The sequence below is a fragment of the Nocardia sp. NPDC057668 genome, from assembly GCF_042799795.1.
Taxonomy (GTDB): domain Bacteria; phylum Actinomycetota; class Actinomycetes; order Mycobacteriales; family Mycobacteriaceae; genus Nocardia.
The window spans coordinates 27,504-44,326 of sequence record NZ_JBHVIC010000007.1 but is presented as its reverse complement, the minus strand read 5'-3'; the positions used below and the strand labels follow the sequence as shown (position 1 = coordinate 44,326).

Annotated in this window: 15 protein-coding genes; 4 read left to right on the top strand and 11 right to left on the bottom strand. The window is 67.4% G+C overall.

Features of this window, described 5'->3' with window-relative positions; genetic code table 11:
• Positions 1 to 3: 3 nt before the first annotated feature.
• From ACFVBH_RS33590 to glf, 6 genes are all read right to left on the bottom strand, one after another.
• On the bottom strand, positions 4 to 1,089 hold the full coding sequence (locus ACFVBH_RS33590; RefSeq protein ID WP_379007964.1) for an alpha/beta hydrolase: 1,086 nt from the start codon (positions 1,087 to 1,089) through the stop codon (positions 4 to 6).
• A 243-nt stretch (positions 1,090 to 1,332) separates the two neighbouring features.
• Positions 1,333 to 3,264 carry a flagellar motor control protein ZomB gene (zomB, locus tag ACFVBH_RS33585; RefSeq protein ID WP_379008712.1) on the bottom strand — a complete coding sequence of 644 codons (1,932 nt, stop codon included), beginning with the start codon at positions 3,262 to 3,264 and terminating at the stop codon, positions 1,333 to 1,335.
• A 46-nt stretch (positions 3,265 to 3,310) separates the two neighbouring features.
• Positions 3,311 to 4,258 carry a decaprenyl-phosphate phosphoribosyltransferase gene (locus ACFVBH_RS33580; RefSeq protein WP_354986477.1) on the bottom strand — a complete coding sequence of 316 codons (948 nt, stop codon included), beginning with the start codon at positions 4,256 to 4,258 and terminating at the stop codon, positions 3,311 to 3,313.
• A 26-nt stretch (positions 4,259 to 4,284) separates the two neighbouring features.
• The gene (locus ACFVBH_RS33575) at positions 4,285 to 4,869 is read right to left on the bottom strand and encodes a phosphatase PAP2 family protein (protein ID WP_379007962.1); all 585 of its coding nucleotides are present in this window, start codon (positions 4,867 to 4,869) and stop codon (positions 4,285 to 4,287) included.
• Entirely contained in the window at positions 4,866 to 6,824 is a 1,959-nt protein-coding gene (locus tag ACFVBH_RS33570; RefSeq protein ID WP_379007959.1) for a glycosyltransferase, read from the bottom strand. The genes ACFVBH_RS33575 and ACFVBH_RS33570 overlap by 4 nt, the downstream gene beginning before the upstream one ends.
• The gene (glf, locus tag ACFVBH_RS33565; protein WP_379007957.1) at positions 6,821 to 8,017 is read right to left on the bottom strand and encodes a UDP-galactopyranose mutase; all 1,197 of its coding nucleotides are present in this window, start codon (positions 8,015 to 8,017) and stop codon (positions 6,821 to 6,823) included. The genes ACFVBH_RS33570 and glf overlap by 4 nt, the downstream gene beginning before the upstream one ends.
• Positions 8,018 to 8,287: 270 nt before the next feature.
• Here glf and ACFVBH_RS33560 point away from each other — a divergent pair, with 270 nt between their 5' ends.
• Positions 8,288 to 9,556: a hypothetical protein gene (locus ACFVBH_RS33560; protein ID WP_354986473.1), complete on the top strand. Its 1,269-nt coding sequence runs from the start codon at positions 8,288 to 8,290 to the stop codon at positions 9,554 to 9,556.
• A gap of 84 nt (positions 9,557 to 9,640) precedes the next feature.
• On the opposite strand, the gene ACFVBH_RS33555 is transcribed toward ACFVBH_RS33560, so the two are convergent.
• Positions 9,641 to 10,222: a hypothetical protein gene (locus ACFVBH_RS33555; protein ID WP_354986472.1), complete on the bottom strand. Its 582-nt coding sequence runs from the start codon at positions 10,220 to 10,222 to the stop codon at positions 9,641 to 9,643.
• 144 nt (positions 10,223 to 10,366) lie between these two features.
• On the bottom strand, positions 10,367 to 11,119 hold the full coding sequence (locus ACFVBH_RS33550; RefSeq protein ID WP_354986471.1) for a MerR family transcriptional regulator: 753 nt from the start codon (positions 11,117 to 11,119) through the stop codon (positions 10,367 to 10,369).
• 235 nt (positions 11,120 to 11,354) lie between these two features.
• Between ACFVBH_RS33550 and ACFVBH_RS33545 the strand changes: the two genes are divergently transcribed.
• Positions 11,355 to 12,086: a S1 family peptidase gene (locus tag ACFVBH_RS33545; protein ID WP_354986470.1), complete on the top strand. Its 732-nt coding sequence runs from the start codon at positions 11,355 to 11,357 to the stop codon at positions 12,084 to 12,086.
• Positions 12,087 to 12,167: 81 nt separating this feature from the next.
• On the opposite strand, the gene ACFVBH_RS33540 is transcribed toward ACFVBH_RS33545, so the two are convergent.
• Positions 12,168 to 12,806 carry an NAD(P)-dependent oxidoreductase gene (locus ACFVBH_RS33540; RefSeq protein WP_379007952.1) on the bottom strand — a complete coding sequence of 213 codons (639 nt, stop codon included), beginning with the start codon at positions 12,804 to 12,806 and terminating at the stop codon, positions 12,168 to 12,170.
• A gap of 79 nt (positions 12,807 to 12,885) precedes the next feature.
• Positions 12,886 to 13,812 (bottom strand): EamA family transporter, encoded by a 927-nt coding sequence (locus tag ACFVBH_RS33535; protein ID WP_354986468.1) that lies wholly within the window; start codon positions 13,810 to 13,812, stop codon positions 12,886 to 12,888.
• Positions 13,813 to 13,914: 102 nt separating this feature from the next.
• Between ACFVBH_RS33535 and ACFVBH_RS33530 the strand changes: the two genes are divergently transcribed.
• On the top strand, positions 13,915 to 14,415 hold the full coding sequence (locus ACFVBH_RS33530; RefSeq protein WP_354986467.1) for a MarR family transcriptional regulator: 501 nt from the start codon (positions 13,915 to 13,917) through the stop codon (positions 14,413 to 14,415).
• 322 nt (positions 14,416 to 14,737) lie between these two features.
• On the opposite strand, the gene ACFVBH_RS33525 is transcribed toward ACFVBH_RS33530, so the two are convergent.
• Positions 14,738 to 15,145 carry a hypothetical protein gene (locus ACFVBH_RS33525; RefSeq protein WP_379007949.1) on the bottom strand — a complete coding sequence of 136 codons (408 nt, stop codon included), beginning with the start codon at positions 15,143 to 15,145 and terminating at the stop codon, positions 14,738 to 14,740.
• 934 nt (positions 15,146 to 16,079) lie between these two features.
• Between ACFVBH_RS33525 and ACFVBH_RS33520 the strand changes: the two genes are divergently transcribed.
• A complete protein-coding gene (locus tag ACFVBH_RS33520) occupies positions 16,080 to 16,805 on the top strand; it encodes a helix-turn-helix domain-containing protein (protein WP_379007947.1) in 726 nt (241 codons plus the stop codon).
• Positions 16,806 to 16,823 lie beyond the last annotated feature (18 nt).

The window sequence follows — 16,823 nt, the reverse complement described above, 5'->3', positions numbered from 1 at the left end:
GACTCAGCCGATATTCGCCGACAGATCGGGAATCATGCGGGCGAGTTCTGCCTCCCAGTTCTTCCAGTTGTGCACGCCCACGGCCGGATAGTCGTAGATCGCGTTCTTGCCCCCGACGCTCGCGAATCGGGTCTGGAAGGCCTTGGTGCCCATCAGCGCGACGGCTTCGATGCCCATGCCCTGAATGGTGGTCATATTGATGACGTCGGTGGAGGTCGGCAGTCCGCTGCCCGCCGAGATCCACAGGCGGGTGTTGTTGGCCTTGAGTTTCGACGCGTTGGTGTACGGGTCGAGCCGGGTCCAGGACGAGTCCTTGGCGCCGCCCAGCGCGTCGATGTTGTATCCGCCGCAGTCGAGCATGGCCAGGCGCACCGCGTTGCGCATGATCGGCGTGGACAGGTTCAGCGCGCCGGAAAGCGAACCCGCGTAGACGAACTGGTCCGGGTGGTGCGCGGCGATGGTGAGCGCCGCGCTGCCGCTCATGGACAGCCCGAAGATGCCGTTGCGAGTGACGTTGAAGCCCAGCCTGTCCCGCAGCGCGTTGCGCAGGTCCTGGGTCAGGAACGTCTCCCACTTGTAGGTGTAGGTCTTGCCCGGGCCGCCGGCAAGCACCTGGGAGGCACCGGAACCGCTGCCCGCCGCCGAGCCCGCGGGAATCCCGAGGAAGGTGCTCGGGGACTTCCAGTCGGCATAGAAGCTGGACATGCCGCCGACCGGCATGACCACGTTGATGTTCGCGGCGGCCAGGGCGCGGGCGCCCTCGGTCTCGATCTCCCAGCCGTTCAGGTCGTCCCGGGCGCGCTGGCCGTCCAGTGCGTAGACCACCCGGTCGGTGTTGCCGTCCTGCGCCCGGAAGATGCGGGATTTGATCGGGCCCATGCTGGAGTCGACGTAGAAGTCGAAGCCGTCGGGATTGAAGGCGGCCTGCGCTGCCGCGGGCTCGAATCCCGGTGCCGCGACCGAGACCCCGAAGGGCAGCACCGCGGCCAGGGCCAGGCCGAAAGCGGACTTCCGCGCCCAGGTTCGCGTTCTCGAACCGTCCCGCGTCTGCTCGCGCTGGTGCGCCCCATCCCCGTTGCAGCGTCGCATTGCCGCGCCCTTCATTCATGCGCGCGAGGGCCAGCCGGCGCCCGCGTGGGTTATCACGACAACCGTTGCGGTGCATACGAGATGGTTCGGCCCGGTTGTTCTGTGGATGCTATCGCGGAAAGGCCCCCTCGGTGTTACCAAACCGAGATGCGAGTTTGTTAATCCTTTGCGAATCGGACAGAACGGCGGCGGCCCATTGTTAATGGACCGCCGCCGTGTGGTTTTCGAGAGTTTTGCCGGAAGTTACCGAGGTGCGGGTTGTGTCGGATCGACCAGGTCGCACCGCTCGATCTCGTACTTGGGCACCCGGTCGATGCGATAGCTCGCGAACTCCAGCGCCTGCTGAATATTGTGCCGGAAGCGATCCAGGGTCAGCGGCGCCCGCGAGGAGGCCAGCAGGTCCTGGGTCTGCGGGCAGGACAGCGCGGTGCGCGCCTGCGTCACCCACTTGTCGTCCATGAACCACGGCAGCCACGGCTTCTGATCCACCATGCCCGCGTCCACCACGACCCAGTCCGGGTACAGGTTCTTGTCGTGCCCGATACGGCCGTCGACGAGCCGCTCGGTATGCGCGGCAAGCGGATACGCCAGCCCCATCTGATCGATGACGCGCACGTCCAGCGGAACGTTCATGGAGGTCATGCCGAGATTGAGGAAGAACACGGTATGCCCGGCCCCGCCCGCGGGGATGGGCTCCGGCGGCGGCGCGATGTACCAGAACATGAAGGACGGCGAATTCAGCAGCAGGCCGCCGTTGGGCGTATCGGCGATATCGCGCACCATGGCGCGCATGCGCGGATAGTCCAGGTAGTCCTCGGCCCGAATCGGATGGTCGTGGCCGGTATTGAGCACGTAGTACACGCGCTCGTCCACGATGCCGGTCGAGCTGATCTTGGTACCGCTGGTGATGGCCGTGGTGTTCGCCGCGAACAGCGCCCAGCCCGCCGTGCCCAGGAACACCCCGAGCACGACCACGAAAGCCCAGTCCAGACGGCGTGATCCGTGCGCGGAGCCGCCGAGGAAACCCTCCGGGATCCGCAGCGGCAGCACCGCGACGGGCAGCAGCAGGCAGAACAGCTGGGGCAGCAGCACGCGGCCGTGCATGAAGTCGCCGCCGACGCGGATCTGGTAGACCGCCAGCAGCAGGCCGCTGCCGACCATGAGCAGCACCACCGCGGCGGGGCTGTGCAGGGCCGCGCTCGCCCGCTGAATCCGGTTGCGCGGGGCGGTGTCCGGTTCGGAATGCTTACCGGTCGGCGTCTCGGGCCGGCCGTAGCGCACGGCCACCGTGCCGCCGACGGCCAGCAGCACCAGCGGCACCAGCAGCCAGTACGGTCCGATGAAGTTCCACAGGTAGACGAAGCCCTGTTCCCACTTCGCGCCGCCGGCGTCCTTGGCGACCGCCGTGTTCGGGTAGGGCAGGCCGTAGTAACCCATCCGCCACACCTGGTACGCGATCGGCACCAGCCCGGCCACCGCGACGATCGCGACGCGGAAGAAGATCGGGCCCAACCGGGTCCGGGGCACCGGCGCGCAGAAGAGCATGATCAGCGCGAGGGCGCCGACCAGTGTCATCTCCGGGCGGATGAGCGGGGCCAGACCGGCGCAGAACACCAGCCCGAAATAGCCGGGCAGGCGCGGATTCTCGGTCTGGGACCAGCGAATCAGCCACCACCACAGCACGCCGAGCCAGCAGATGACCAGGCTGGTCTCGAGGCCGGAGGTGACGTAGTCGCGGGCCGGGGGCACCGCGATGTAGACCAGCGCGCCCGCGGGCAGCAGCAGGGCGGAACCCGTTCCGCCCCACAGCCGCGCCGCGCCGAGCATGGCGAACACGATCGCCAGGACCGAGAGCACGAGCGCGATGGCGAGCACCACGTATTCGAGCCTGCCCTGGGTGAGCCAGCTGAAGAACCAGACGATGTAGGTCCAGGCCGTGCTGGTGTTCGCCTCGACGCGTTCGCCGACGTTGAAGACCGGGCCGTTGCCCGCGAGCAGGTTGCGCACCGTGCGCAGCACGATCAGGCCGTCGTCGGCGATCCAGCGGCGCTGCCAGCCGCCGGCCGCGAACAGCGTCGCGGTCAGCGTGATCCCACCGATGAAGATGGCGCGGGACAGCAGCGAGTAGCGACCGCCGGCTTCTCCGGCACGACGACCGGCACCGCCGAGCGGCAACTGTGCCGTCGGGGCGCCCGCCTCTCGCTCGTGTCCCTCGACCACGTCAGGTGAGATAGACAGCGACACCTACCGCTCCGATCCAGGCTATTGCGAGGAACTGGAGGATGCGGTCCCCCAGGGCGATCTCTTCCGGCTCACCGGCTTCGCCGCCGTCGACGTCGACCGCGTAGCGCAGGATGGCGATGGTGAACGGGATCATGGAGATCGCGAACCAGTCGGTGTCCTTGACCCGGCCCTGTTCGAACGCCCACAGGCCGTAGAACACCACGACCGCGGTGGCCGAGAGCATCCAGACGAAACGCAGGTAGGTCGGGGTGTAGTACTGCAGGGACTTGCGGATCTTCGCGCCGGTGTCGAGCGCGATCTTCAACTCCGCGTAGCGCTTTCCGGCCGCCATGAACAGCGAGCCGAACGCCATGATCAGCAGGAACCACTGCGACAGCTTGATGTCGGCCGCCGCGCCGCCCGCGATCGCGCGCAGCAGGAAGCCCGAGGACACGATGCAGATGTCGAGCACGGCCTGGTGCTTGAGGCCGAAGCAGTACGCCAGCTGGATGCCGATGTACACGGCCATCACCACGGCCAGATGCCAGGACGCGACGAAGGACACCGCGATGGAACCCACCAGCAGCGCCGCCGACAGCATGTAGGCCAGGTTCACCGGCACCACACCGGCCGCGATGGGCCGGAAACGCTTGGTCGGATGCGCCCGGTCGGCCTCGACGTCGAGGGCGTCGTTCACCAGGTAGATGCCCGATGCCGCCATGCAGAACACCAGGAAGGCGATGCCGACATGCCCGATGACCGTCCAGTCGCCGACCACCAGATCACCGGCGGCGGTCTTGCCCGCGGCCAGTGGCGCGGCCAGCACCAGCACGTTCTTGACCCACTGGCGCGGGCGCATGGCCTTGATCAGGCCGCCGGCGAGGGTCTTGGGCGGGCCCTTGACGACCCCCTCGGCTAGGTCGGTCCCGGTCGGCTCTTCGCTCATGTCAACAAGCGCTCTTTCCTGTGCGGTCACTTGGCGAGTCTCTTTTCGGCGGCAAGCACAACGGCGGCTGATGCGGCGCCCAGCGCGGAACCGGCGAGTACGTCGGAGGGGTAGTGCACCCCGAGTACGACTCGGGACAGCAGCATCGGCGGGACGAGCACCGCAGGCAAGGGTAGCCCGGTGAGTCTGCCGAGCAACACAGCCGCTGCCGTGGTGGAGGTGGCGTGCGACGACGGGAAGCTCAGCTTGCTCGGCGTCGACACGTTGACCTGCACGGACGGATGATTCGGGCGGGGGCGGCGCACGATTCGCTTGATCACGACGGACGCGGCGTGCGCGCCGAACGCGCCGACCGCGGCCCCGGCCCACTGCCGCCGGCGCGGCTTGTCGACCAGCGCGCCGACCGCGGCCAGGCCGATCCAGCCGAGCGAGTGCTCACCGAAGTGCGACATCCCGCGCGCGGCCTTGACCACCGCCGGGTTCTGCCCGATGGTCCCCTGCACCGCGTTGAGGATCTTGACCTCGAACGGCGAGTCCCCCGGGGCGGACGGCGCGTCGGGAACGGCGTGCAACCCGCGGTCCGCCACGGCGGCCGAATCTGCTGCTGTCATTTGCTCTCGTTCCCTGCGTCGATGCCGAAGATGTTCTCCCACGCCGCCTTGCTCGTGAGATGCGAATGCGCCGCACGATACTGCTCGCGCACCTCGGGGAAGCGCTCGGCCAGTTCCTTGCGCAGCCGCATCGATTCCTTGAACAGTTCCGCGGCCTGCCGCGGATCGCGCTTGCGGTAGACCACGCCGCGACCGTCGGCGGTGGTGACGGTGACGCCGTCCACCTGGGAGAGCAGGAACCAGCGCGCGTCCAGGGTGGGCACGTTCAGCTGCGGGGTCTCGTGGTGGCGGGTGTCCGCCTTACGGAAGTTGTGCAGCACGCCCCGGCCCAGGCGGGCGATCTTGGCGATCGGGTTGCCGGGTTCGCCGACCGCGCCGACCCCGGCCCGGCTGGCCATGGGCAGTTCGGTGGAGGACGGCACCACGACCGCGTCCGGGAACTGCTTGCGCATGGCGTGGATCTTGCCCAGCGCGCTGGGCAGCAGGTCGAACAGGCGGTCCGGCCCGGCGAGGTAGTCGCGAATGGCCTCGTTCTGAATGGCCACCGTCGAGTACTCCAGGCACAGCAGGTGTTTCAGCGTCGCCTTGACGGTGTTGACGACCATGGGGCGGCCGTCGTTGGGCAGGTGCAGCGAGGCGACCACCAGCCGGTTGCGCAGGTGGAAGTACGCCTGCCAGTCGATGGCGTCGTCCTTGTCGCTCCACGCCATGTGCCACACGGCCGCGCCCGGCAGGGTAACGGTCGGATAGCCGTGTTCCCGTGCGCGCAAACCGTATTCGACGTCGTCCCACTTCAGGAACAGCGGCAGCGGCTGCCCGATCTCCTCGGCCACCTGCCGCGGGATCACACAGGTCCACCAGCCGTTGAAGTCGACGTCGATGCGCCGGTGCAGCAGTTTGGAATTGTCGCGATCCCGGAGCGGGTACTTCGAGAAGTCGTGGTCGTACTCGACGTTCGGGGCCGCGGACCACATGAAGATGGACCGGTCCACGACCTCGCCCATGGTGTGCAGGTGCGAACGCTCCTGCAGGTTGAGCATCTGGCCGCCGGTCAGGATGGGCGACTTGGCGAAGCGCGAGAAGGCGAGCGCGCGCAGGATGCTGTCCGGCTCGATCTCGATGTCGTCGTCCATGTAGACGATGTACTCGGCGTCGGTGGTCTTCAGCGCCTCGTACATGACCCGGCTGTAGCCGCCGGACCCACCCAGATTGGGCTGGTTGTGAATGGCGAGCCGATCACCCAGCGGCAGTGCGGCTTCGGCGAAACCGGGCTCGTCCACCACCTTGCGGTTGCCCTGGTCCGGGATGATGACCGCTTTGATCTTCTCCAGCACCAGCGGGTCGTTGCCGAGTGCGGCAATGGTTTTCACCGCGTCGGTGGGCCGGTTGAAGGTGGGCATGCCGACGGCGATGCTGCCCTCGCCCGGCGCCTCGATCGGCGCGTACCAGCCGCCGTCGCGCAGTTCGACCGCGCTGTCGGTGGTGATGTCGAACCAGATCCAGCCGCCGTCCTCGAACGGGGCCAGCTCGACCTCGAATTCGACGGTGCTGCGGTGCGCCGAATCCAGCTCGTGGCTCGCGCCGCTACCGGGCGAACCGAATTCGTTGCCCTGCACGTGGATTCGCGAGCCGTCCGCCTTGGAGCGGTAGACGTCGACGCGGCCGTGCCCGGCGAGCTCCAGGTGCAGCACCACGGACTTCAGCACGCTCCAGCGCCGCCAGTAGCTGGCGGGCACCGCGTTGAAGTACGTGCAGAACGACACCTCGGACTCCGCGCCGATGGACAGCGAGGTGCGGGTGGGTGCGTGCGAGCGGCGCGCGTTGGTCGCCGATTCCTCCAGGTAGAGGGTGCGCACGTCGAGCGGTTCACCCGGCCGGGGCAGGATGACGCGCTGTAGGAGTGAGATGGCCCGGGTCTCGGTTGTCATGGCTTCCAGGGTGGCTTGTGCGGTCATTCGGCGGTGTCCAGCAGCGCGGCGCCCGACTCCAGGTGCGGGCGCAGCACGTTGTCGAACATGCTGAGCGCGGCGCCGATGGCCATGTGCATGTCCAGGTACTGGTAGGTGCCCAGGCGGCCACCGAAAAGCACCTTGTTGGCGGCGGTTTCGGCCTTGGCGCGCTCGCGGTAGGCCAGCAGCTTGGCGCGGTCGTCGGGGGTGTTGATCGGGTAGTACGGTTCGTCGCCGGTCTGGGCGAAGCGCGAGAACTCGCGCATGATGACCGTCTTGTCGGCCGGGTAGTCGCGCTCGGGGTGGAAGTGGCGCGGTTCGATGATGCGGGTGTAGGGGACGTCCGCGTCGTTGTAGTTCATGACCGGAATACCCTGGAAATCACCGGTTTCGAGCACCTCGGTCTCGAAATCGATGGTGCGCCAGCCGAGTTCGCCTTCGGCGTAGTCGAAGTAGGCGTCGAGCGGGCCGGTGTAAACGACGGGGGCGTCCGGGTTCTGAGCACGGACTTCCTCACGGATGTCATTCCACTCGGTGTCCAGGCGCACTTCGATGAGGTCGTTTTCCGCCATCTTCGACAGCCACGCGGTGTAGCCGTCCTTGGGCAGACCCTCGTAGGTGTCGTTGAAGTAGCGATTGTCGAAGGTGTACCGGACGGGCAGACGCGTGATGTTCCCGGCGGGCAGATCCTTCGGATCGGTCTGCCACTGCTTGGCGGTGTAGTCCCGAATGAAGGCTTCGTAGAGCGGCCGGCCGATCAACGAGATGGCCTTCTGCTCGAGATTGGTGGCATCTTTGGAGTCGATTTCGGCGGCCTGCTGAGCGATGAGTTCGCGGGCTTCCTGCGGGCTGTAGTAGCGCCCGAAGAATTGGGAGATCATTCCCAAACCCATCGGCAGCGGGTACGCCTGGCCCTTGTGCAGGCCGTAGACGCGGTGCTGATAGTTGGTGAACTCGGTGAACTGATTCACGTAGTCCCACACCCGCTTGTTCGAGGTGTGGAAAAGATGGGCGCCGTACTTGTGGATTTCGATACCGGTTTCGGGGTCCGCCTCCGAATACGCGTTGCCGCCGAGGTGATAGCGGCGTTCCACGACCAGGACCCGCTTACCCAGCAGGTTGGCGGTGCGTTCGGCGATGGTCAGCCCGAAGAAACCAGAGCCGACAACAATGAGATCGAAGGGGGGTGCGACGGTCACGGGAGCCCAGCGTAGTGGAAGACGGTACGGGCGCGCGTTGGCTCCGGCGGGCCGGGTTCCGACGCGCTCGGGGATACGGTCGCGAGCGGCGCGGGTCATCCCGTCGAGCGGGATCCGGCAGCGGGATGTTTGCCCGATATTCACCAAAGTGGGCACGGGCACTTCATGAGAGCTGTATTACATACGCACATGAGCTGAACATCCGTCCAGTTTGTTGCCGTGCGCAGTATGCGGCCGTGCCCCTCGCTCGACCGGAAGACACACATCACCATGCGGTTCCCCCGTCTCGCCCCGCCCGGGTTTCCCTCGCTCGCCCCGCGCAAGCGCCCCCGCCTCGCCCCGCTCGTGGGCGCCTTCACCCTGGCGGCTCTACTGAGCACCGCCGCGCTCGTCCCGAACGCCGCTCCCGCCCGCGCGGCCGGGGAGACCCTGGCGGAGGTCGCGGTCGCCGACGCCGACGGCCTCTGCGGAAAGGGCGCGGCCACCGTCGACGATGTCGTCACCAATGCCGCCACCGCCGTGCGCACGGTCGTCCCCGCGCATCAGCTGGCCGACTACGACCGGCAGGTGAACGAGTTCCGGCGGTCCGTCGCCGCGCTGCGGGTGCACCGGGCGACGCTGCCCATCCACTCCGGTGAATTCGGCGGCCGGCTGGAGTACCTGGACGATCCGATCGTCACGCACCTGGTCAACAACCTCGACGCGCTCCGCACCGGCAGGCTGCATCAGACCGTGGCGGTCTCGGCGCTCTCGATCAACGACGTGATCGAGGTGTTCATCCTCGCCACCCGCATCGTGAAGATCCCCGCCCAGTTGGGGGTGAGCCTGGTGCCGACCGTCGGCTTCGTGCTCAAGCCGATCGTCGGCGCGATCTTCAACGGCGTGAAGTCGCTGGCTCGCTCGGTGCAGGCGCAACTCGCGCTGGGCTGCAACACATCCGGGGCCTACGAGAAGCTGCACCTCGAGCTGTCCGAGTCCCGGGTGGACGTGCCCCAGCCACTGCTCGACCTGGCGAACCAACTCACCCTGGCCGACGGCGCGTGCACGCCCCTGGCCGAACTGAAGACCTCGGACCTGGTCGAGCGCACCCGGAACTTCCTGGCTGCCCACCCCGCCCTGGGCGTCGACGCCGCCACCGTGCACGCCAATGCCGATGCGCTGCAGGGCTTCCTGCGCGACAACCGGGTGGCCGACGTCATCACGCTGCGCCGGACGGAACAACTCGGCCCGGCCGTCGCCGCGATGGACTACGGCCCCCTGACCTTCCTGGCGAACCTCGGCTTCGACATCTACGAGGGTAGGGCGCTCGAGACGGTCCCCCTCGGCGACGTGACCGTCGAAAACGCTTTCGACCTGGTGACTTTGGCGCTGGACACCACGAGTCTGCTACTGACACTGGGCAATACGATCGCCGGCTGGACCGGCGTGGCCTCGACGGTCCTGACCCCCCTGTCCCTGGCCCAGACCCTGGCGTTCGCCCCGACCACCTACGGCGCCCCGATCCTGAAGGGCGTGATGCAGTCGATGTGCGCGGCCTGATCGCGGCACGGAGAAGGGGAACGGCCCGGACGAGTTTCGTCCGGGCCGTTCGGCCTTCGTGCCGCACGTGTTGTCGCGGCGCGGTCAGTAGTAGGGGTACTGGTTGTAGCCGGGCGGGTAGACCGGGTGCTTGCCCGCCGCGATCCAGCGGCCTGTCGCCGGCACCGCGCACAGGACGAGGATCGTCAGGCTGATGCCGAGGCCGAAGATCGGGGTGGTGAACTCGCCGAGCGTGAACTGCACCAGGCCGCTCACCACGCCGAGGCCGGACGCGAGGATCAGCATCACGCGGCCCGCGGTCTTGCGCGCGAACAACAGCAGCGCGCCGATGAACCAGAACGCGCCGATGAGTGTCACGACTATGCCGAGCCCGATCAGCAGCGCCTCGAAATCATTGGACGCGCGGCTGCTGCCGTATCCACCGCTCGAACGATCCGAACTCAGCGAGGCCGCGGCGATGACCGCGATGATGCCGCCGATACCCGCGATCAGACCGAGAATCAACGCGATGATGCCCGCGGTGATGGCCGTCGCGCCGCTGGGCGGAGATTGCGGATACATCGGATAGCCGGGCTGATATCCCGGCGGCGGATATCCGGGTTGCTGATAGCCCGGCTGCTGATAGCCGTAACCCCCCGGATAGGGCTGACCGTACGGATTGCTCATGGCTGAGTCCCCCTCCTCGTTCCGGCGAACCTTACCGGGGTGCGCGGTTCGGGGCGACGCCGTATTTCGGGGCTGTGATCAGGACTGCAGCGGGCCCTTTCGGCGCATGAGCGTCGAAAGGGCCCGCTGCTACCCGTATTCGGATTACAGCCGTTCGGCGAATACGCGCATGGCATCGCGAACGTAGACCGCGGTGCCCGCGCCGTGCCGGTCGTAGTTCTGCGCGAATCGCTCGTCCGCGACGTACATTTCGCCGAGATTGACGAAATATTCCGGAGCCGGGCACGTGCCCTGCCAGCCGGTCGTCACCCAGTCGTAGTGCCTGCGCACGATGGCCTGCACCGCATCGCTCTCGACCGGGACCCCGTCCGCGTGGGCGCGGCCGTAGTCGGCGGCGATGTCGATGTGGGTCTGGAAGTGCGCCTTCTTGCCGGCCTCGCTCATGGCGTTCCACCAGCGATCACCGCTCTCCCAGGCGTCCTTTCCCCAGCGGTCGATGACCTCGTCCTTGTATTCGGTGTTGTCGAATCCGTCGAATACTTCCTCGGCCATGAGTGGCTCACCCGCTTCCGTTTTGCGCAATGTGGTGGTCACCGAGGCGATTTGGCGCGCGATCCGGGCCTGCTCCTGACGCAGCAGATCCAGATGGGTGCGCAGGGCCTGGGCGGCGTCCTGTTCGCCCGCGAGTACTTCGGCAATGGCCGGCAGGCCGAGCCCGAGTTCGCGCAGCAGCAGAATCCGCTGTAGCCGGACGAGGGAATCCCGGTCGTAATAGCGATAACCGTTGGCGCCGATCCGGCTCGGCTCGAGCACCCCGATCTCACCGTAGTGCCGCAGTGTGCGGCTGGTGGTTCCGGCGGCCTTCGCCAGTTCCTGAATGGACCATTCGATTGCCACGTCCGACCCTTCCTCCCTCGTTCACCTCGACCGATTCAGGATGCGAGTTGACGTAACGTCAAGGTCAAGCCCGATTCAGTATGCGCGGCGCGCGGCGGTGAATGGGGCAGCGAATCGGTCATCGCCCGAAGTGACTTGCCCCCGTGTCACAGCCCGTGAAACGATTCGACGGCGCGCTGGCGAATACCGGTTTCCACGCGCCTAGTTCGTCTTCCGGGGATGGGGAATCTTCACAATGCTCTCTGCGGGCCGTGCCCGAATCCTGCGCTGGGCGGCCGTCGCGGCCACCGCGCTCAGTTCCACCCTGCTGATCACCGGCACCGCCGACGCGGCGCCGCCCGTGGTGCTCGGCGGCGGCTCCGGTGTGCACGTCGAACAGCTCGACGACGCCGGCGGCACCGCCGACTGCACCCTGACCGCGGTCGGCTACGACGCCGCGGACCGCCTGGTGGCGCTGACCGCCGGGCACTGCGGCCAGATCGGCTCCCGCATCGCCGCCGAGTACACCCGCAGCGGCGGCATCGGGGTCATCGTCGAGAAGAGCGAAGGCAACGACTGGGCCGTCATCCTGCTCGATCCCGAGCGGGTCACCCCGACCCGCCAGGTCGCGCAGACGGTGATCAACGGCGTCGGCGGGCCGCCGCGCCTGGGCGACATGGCCTGCAAGAACGGCCGCACCACCGGCTACACCTGCGGGCTGGTCTGGGAGGCGCACAACTCGTACTTCCGCAGCCAGGTGTGCGCGAACCACGGTGACTCCGGCGCCCCGGTGCTGGTCGGCGACCGCCTGGTCGGCATGGTCGTGGCGGGTCAGGACTTCGAACTCGGCCCGATCACCGTCGATCTCGCACCGTGCAAGGGTGCGGGCGACATCCTGCACCAGCCGGAGATCTCGACCACCATCGCCCTGGTGCTGGCCGACATCGACCGTCGCGGCGGAGTCGGCGCGGGGTTCCGCCTCTTCTGACGTCTCACACGAGCGAGGGCCCCGGACGCGTATGCGTCCGGGGCCCTTCGTGTTTCGCGCCGGTGCTCGGTAGCCGATGGCTCAGTAGCCGACGGTGAATCGGGTCCGGTGGTGCTTGGGGCGTTCGGCCTCGTCGAGCAGGGCGACCGCGAGGTCCTCCATCGAAATCGCCGAGTTGCCTTCGTCATCGGCGATCAGCTCGTCCGCGCCGAGCCGGTAGGCGCCGGTGCGGACACCGGGCTCCAGCAGGGCGGCGGGGCTCAGATACGTCCAGTCGACGGCGCCCGCGTAGCCCGTGAAGACCGCGAGCTGCCGGTTGCAGCCCTCGGCGATGGGATGCAGGTCGGCCGGGAAATCCGGCTGCTCGGCCAGGGTCCGCCCGGTCCCGGGGACCGTGAGACTGCCCGCGCCGCCGACGACCAGCAGCCGAGTCTCGGTGCCGCCCAGCCCTTTCAGCAGCGCGGCGGCGACCTGGGCCAGTTCCGCTTCGCGACCCGGGACCGGGCGGGTCGCGCTGATCACCAGATCGCTGTCCGCGCCCAGATCCACGACCTGTTCGGGGTCGGCGGCATCGCCCGCACGCAGTTCCACCTCCACCGGCAGATCGCGCAGGCGATCCGGGTTGCGGGAGACCGCGACCACCCGATGTCCGCGGCCCAGTGCCTCGGTGACGACCCGGGCGCCGACTCCACCGGCGGCTCCGAAAACGGTGATGCGCATGACTTCTCTCCTTGGACGAGTGTTCGCGTGACGGTGGTGCTTGTTCGAATGCGTTGGGACGAGCGGTGATTCCGCACCGTCAGGCGGCGCGGACCAGCACCTTTTCCTCGACCGCGGCGGCGACCGGCTTGGGCGCGGTGGCCAGCTGACCGAGCAGGGTGCCGCCCAGGGCGATCACGATGCCGAGGATCTGCAGCGGGGCGAGCGACTGGCCGAGAGCGATCCAGCCGATGACGGCGGCCGAGAGCGGGCTGAGCAGGCCGAGGAAGGTGACCGAGGTGGCGTTGGCCCTAGCCAGTCCGCGGAACCAGATCGCGTAGGCCGCGGCGGTTCCCACGAGTCCGAGGAACAGGTATCCGGCGATGTTGCGGCCGTCCAGGGCGGGCGGGGCGCCTTCGATCAGCAGTGCCAGCGGCAGCAGCATGATTCCGCCCGCGGTGAGCTGCCATCCGGTCATCGCAAGGGGCCCAACGCCTTCGGGACGCCCCCAGCGCTTGGTCATGATCATGCCGGTCGCCATGGACGCCGCCCCGGCGAGACCGGCGATCACACCCACGGTGTCGAGTGCGGCCGAGGAGCGCAGCACCACCATGCCGACGCCGGCCATGCCGATCACCGCCGCGAGAATCTTTCTGGTGGTGAGCCGTTCGTCGAGGGCGACGGCGGCCAGGCCGAGTGCGAAGAGCGGGGCGGCCGCGCCGAGCACCGCGGCGACGCCGCCGGGCAGGCGGTAGGCGGCCAGGAACAGCAGCGGGAAGAACGCTCCGATATTCAGCGCGCCGAGCACGCCGGCCCGCCAGATCCAGCCGCCGTGCGGGAGGGTGCGGGTGATGGCCAGCAGCAGCAACCCGGCGGGCAGGGCCCGCATGAGTCCGGTGAACAGCGGCCGGTCCGCGGGCAGGAACTCGGTGGTCAGGGCGTAGGTCGAGCCCCACACCAACGGCGCGAGGCCGGTCAGGGCCAAGGTTCCGGCGTAGGAAGCGACTCCGGGGCGGGTGCTGGTCATTTTTAGCTCCTCATTGATAATCTCAACGTTGAAATAAAAGCACCCGGATGCTTCAGCGTCAAGTATCTCAACGTTGAAACATTTCTTCGATAGGAGCGAACCATGCCCGACGCCGTAGATCTGATCGCCGCCTCCTGGCAGGAAGTGCGTCCTGACGTGGACGTTTCTCCCATGCAGGTGCTCGGCCGCCTGAGCAGGCTCTCCCGCGTCCTCGAACGCGAGCTGGGCACGTTCTTCGCCGGCCACGACCTCGAGCGCTGGGAGTTCGACGTCCTGGCGACCCTGCGCCGCGCGGGATCGGAGACCGGCCTCACCGCGGGCGCCCTCAACAAGGCCGCCATGGTCACCTCCGGCGCGATCACCAACCGGATCGACCGGCTGGCCGCCAAGGATCTGGTCGAGCGCCTCCCCGACGCCGTGGACCGCCGCGCGATCCGGGTCCACCTGACACCCAAGGGCCTCGCGCTCATCGACGAGCTGCTGCCCCTGCACCTGGCCAACGAGACCCGGCTGCTCGCCGATCTCTCCCCCGCCGACCGCGAACAGCTGGCCGCGCTGCTGCGGGTCCTCGGCGAATCCTGGGGCGACACAACGCTGTCCTGACCGTCCTGACCGTCCTGACGCAGCGCCGAATTCGGGAATCCGGATTCATCCCCAGGGTTCACAGGGCCGGCTGTGGAAGCCTGCCCCGGAAACGAAAAGAGCCCGGATTCCACGGAATCCGGGCTGCAAAGCAATACGCACGTCACTCCCCGTCGGGAGTTCCGATACGTATTGCCCGTGAGCACAACGCGCGTTCGCTTCTCGTCAGTCGCGGCCGTACGCGGTACTCAGAAATTCGAACGGACCTCGTCAGATTCGTTCGAACCGACCGAACCCCGTCGGGTTCGCATCGTTCAGGGTGAAACTCTCGATGCCCGAACTATCAGGGCAGGACCTGGGGCACGACCTGCGGCGCGAGGGCGCCGACCAGCAGGCCGAGCAGTGCGCCGTTCAGCGCGCCACCGACCGCGCAGGCCGGAGCGGCAACGGAACCGGCGCCCGGAACGAGCAGGCAGAGCACGGCGTGAATGATCGCGCCACCGGCAGCGCCGGTCGCGACGGCATTCGCCAGCGGGTCCGAATTCTGCGCATTCGGATCGGTGGCAATGGGCGCCGCGGCGGCGGGCGCGACGGGCGCGACCTCGACGGCGACCTGCTGAACAACGGCCGGCTGTTCGGCCGCGTTGATACCGGCATTGGCGGAAGCCACACCGGCTCCGGCCAGAACGGCCCCCGCGGCCAGCGCGCCCACGAGCACCTTGCGGCCGGCATTCTTGAACGAACGAATCATGATGATTGAACCCCGATCTCCCCGACCCCGCCGCGCCGAATGCGCGGCCTGTCAACGATTAACTTCTATCGGATTCCACCGACAGAAATCAAGTGAATCACAACATCTCCACAACTCTCCCCATTACCCGTAAGTAGCTCTCCGCCAGCACAACTCGACCCGACCTGCGCGGACTCATCCACAAATACCCAATGACCCCTGTGGATTTCGATAGCAGCCTAGTCATCACTATGGCGCACATCACGTTTCACGTGAACCGGGTCGTTTCACCTGCGCCGTCGCCCGCGATCCCCACCCGTCCACAACCCCTCCCGTGCTTCCGGAATCCCCTGCGCCACTTATCCCCAGCCCATCCCCAGCCTCTCCCCAATTCATCAACACCACAAATACGAAAAGAGCGGCACTCCCCATTCGGGAGTGCCGCTCTCGTCAATCAAACCCATCCACTACTTCGCGAGTGCGGCGCAATGCCGCTCCCCGACCTCGTTCCACCGCAACTCACACACACCTGCCCCGCCGGCCCACGAACACAGGGCAACAGTTCGACCACTCCCCTATCCACCGCCGAGGCGACGAGCGCGAGCTCGTCGAGCCGGAACGAGGCGGGCGCTGCGAGTCGGGCGGCGAGAAGGTTCTCGGAAAGCCCGGTCCGCGCGGCGAGCGTCCCACGCCCGACCCCCGCGGCGGCCATCGCCCACCCAACTCTTCCGCCAGTGCATTCGCCCATCCAGCCCACCGGACCGCCTCCCAATCGAGCCACGCCGGCAACCCCGCCCTCACCACTGAAGACACGCTCACCGAATCGCTTATCGTTCGAACATATGTTCTAGTATTCAAGATCAGACGAGACGAGGTCAACGATCCCCGTCCACACAATCCGTGCGAGGACTCAAAAACGAATAGCTCCCGACCCCCGGCAGACAGGTGAAAAACGTTGTCCGGCAACCCATTCGGCTCCTTCATTCGCCATCGGCGCAGGACGGCCGGCCTGACCCGTGAGCAACTCGCGAGCCGGGTGAACCTGTCGGTGTCGTTGATCGAGAAGATCGAACAGGGAACTCGTCCGACGACGCTGGCGAACCTGCGGATCCTGTTCGACGGCCTGGATGTGCCCCCGCTGCAACGGCGGCACATCCTGAACCTGAGCCTGCCGGGGATGCTGACCACGGACGACGCCCCGACACCGGCCCCGACCCCCGCCGACCTCGATGATCTCGAAAGCCTGGGCCATCCGGCCGGCTTCTTCCTGATCCCGGCGTTCACCGCCGTGGCGGTGAACCCGGCGTTCGAACACGCCTTTCCGGGGACGGGTCCGGGAACGAACCTGATCGAATGGATCCTGTTGAACCCGGCAGCCCCGGCGGTGGTTCCGCAGTGGCGCCAGGAGGCTCACCGCTTGGTCTGCGCCTTCCGAACCTTGACGCCCGATCCATCAACAGACGTTCACACCCTCGAGTTGATCGAGAACTGCGGAAAATCCCCGGAGTGGGAACGGATGTGGGCGACCACGATTCCGGAGGCCGACCAATTTCGCGATCGAGTCCTGGTCCGCAATCCCGGGAGAAACGAGGTCCAGCCGCTACTGGCCCGCCTCTACAGTCCAGAGTTCCCGGACCGGCCGTGGTGGCTGCTGCGTTTGATTCCGCCCAGCCAGGGTTGAGGAACTGGATGACGACCA

What these genes read in the sequence shown, in the direction of transcription:
- ACFVBH_RS33590 (WP_379007964.1), bottom strand. Translation starts at nt 1,089, where the DNA reads ATGCGACGCTGCAACGGGGATGGGGCGCACCAGCGCGAGCAGACGCGG.
- ACFVBH_RS33580 (WP_354986477.1), bottom strand. Translation starts at nt 4,258, where the DNA reads ATGAGCGAAGAGCCGACCGGGACCGACCTAGCCGAGGGGGTCGTCAAG.
- ACFVBH_RS33575 (WP_379007962.1), bottom strand. Translation starts at nt 4,869, where the DNA reads ATGACAGCAGCAGATTCGGCCGCCGTGGCGGACCGCGGGTTGCACGCC.
- ACFVBH_RS33570 (WP_379007959.1), bottom strand. Translation starts at nt 6,824, where the DNA reads ATGACCGCACAAGCCACCCTGGAAGCCATGACAACCGAGACCCGGGCC.
- ACFVBH_RS33560 (WP_354986473.1), top strand. Translation starts at nt 8,288, where the DNA reads ATGCGGTTCCCCCGTCTCGCCCCGCCCGGGTTTCCCTCGCTCGCCCCG.
- ACFVBH_RS33555 (WP_354986472.1), bottom strand. Translation starts at nt 10,222, where the DNA reads ATGAGCAATCCGTACGGTCAGCCCTATCCGGGGGGTTACGGCTATCAG.
- ACFVBH_RS33545 (WP_354986470.1), top strand. Translation starts at nt 11,355, where the DNA reads ATGCTCTCTGCGGGCCGTGCCCGAATCCTGCGCTGGGCGGCCGTCGCG.
- ACFVBH_RS33540 (WP_379007952.1), bottom strand. Translation starts at nt 12,806, where the DNA reads ATGCGCATCACCGTTTTCGGAGCCGCCGGTGGAGTCGGCGCCCGGGTC.
- ACFVBH_RS33535 (WP_354986468.1), bottom strand. Translation starts at nt 13,812, where the DNA reads ATGACCAGCACCCGCCCCGGAGTCGCTTCCTACGCCGGAACCTTGGCC.
- ACFVBH_RS33530 (WP_354986467.1), top strand. Translation starts at nt 13,915, where the DNA reads ATGCCCGACGCCGTAGATCTGATCGCCGCCTCCTGGCAGGAAGTGCGT.
- ACFVBH_RS33525 (WP_379007949.1), bottom strand. Translation starts at nt 15,145, where the DNA reads ATGATTCGTTCGTTCAAGAATGCCGGCCGCAAGGTGCTCGTGGGCGCG.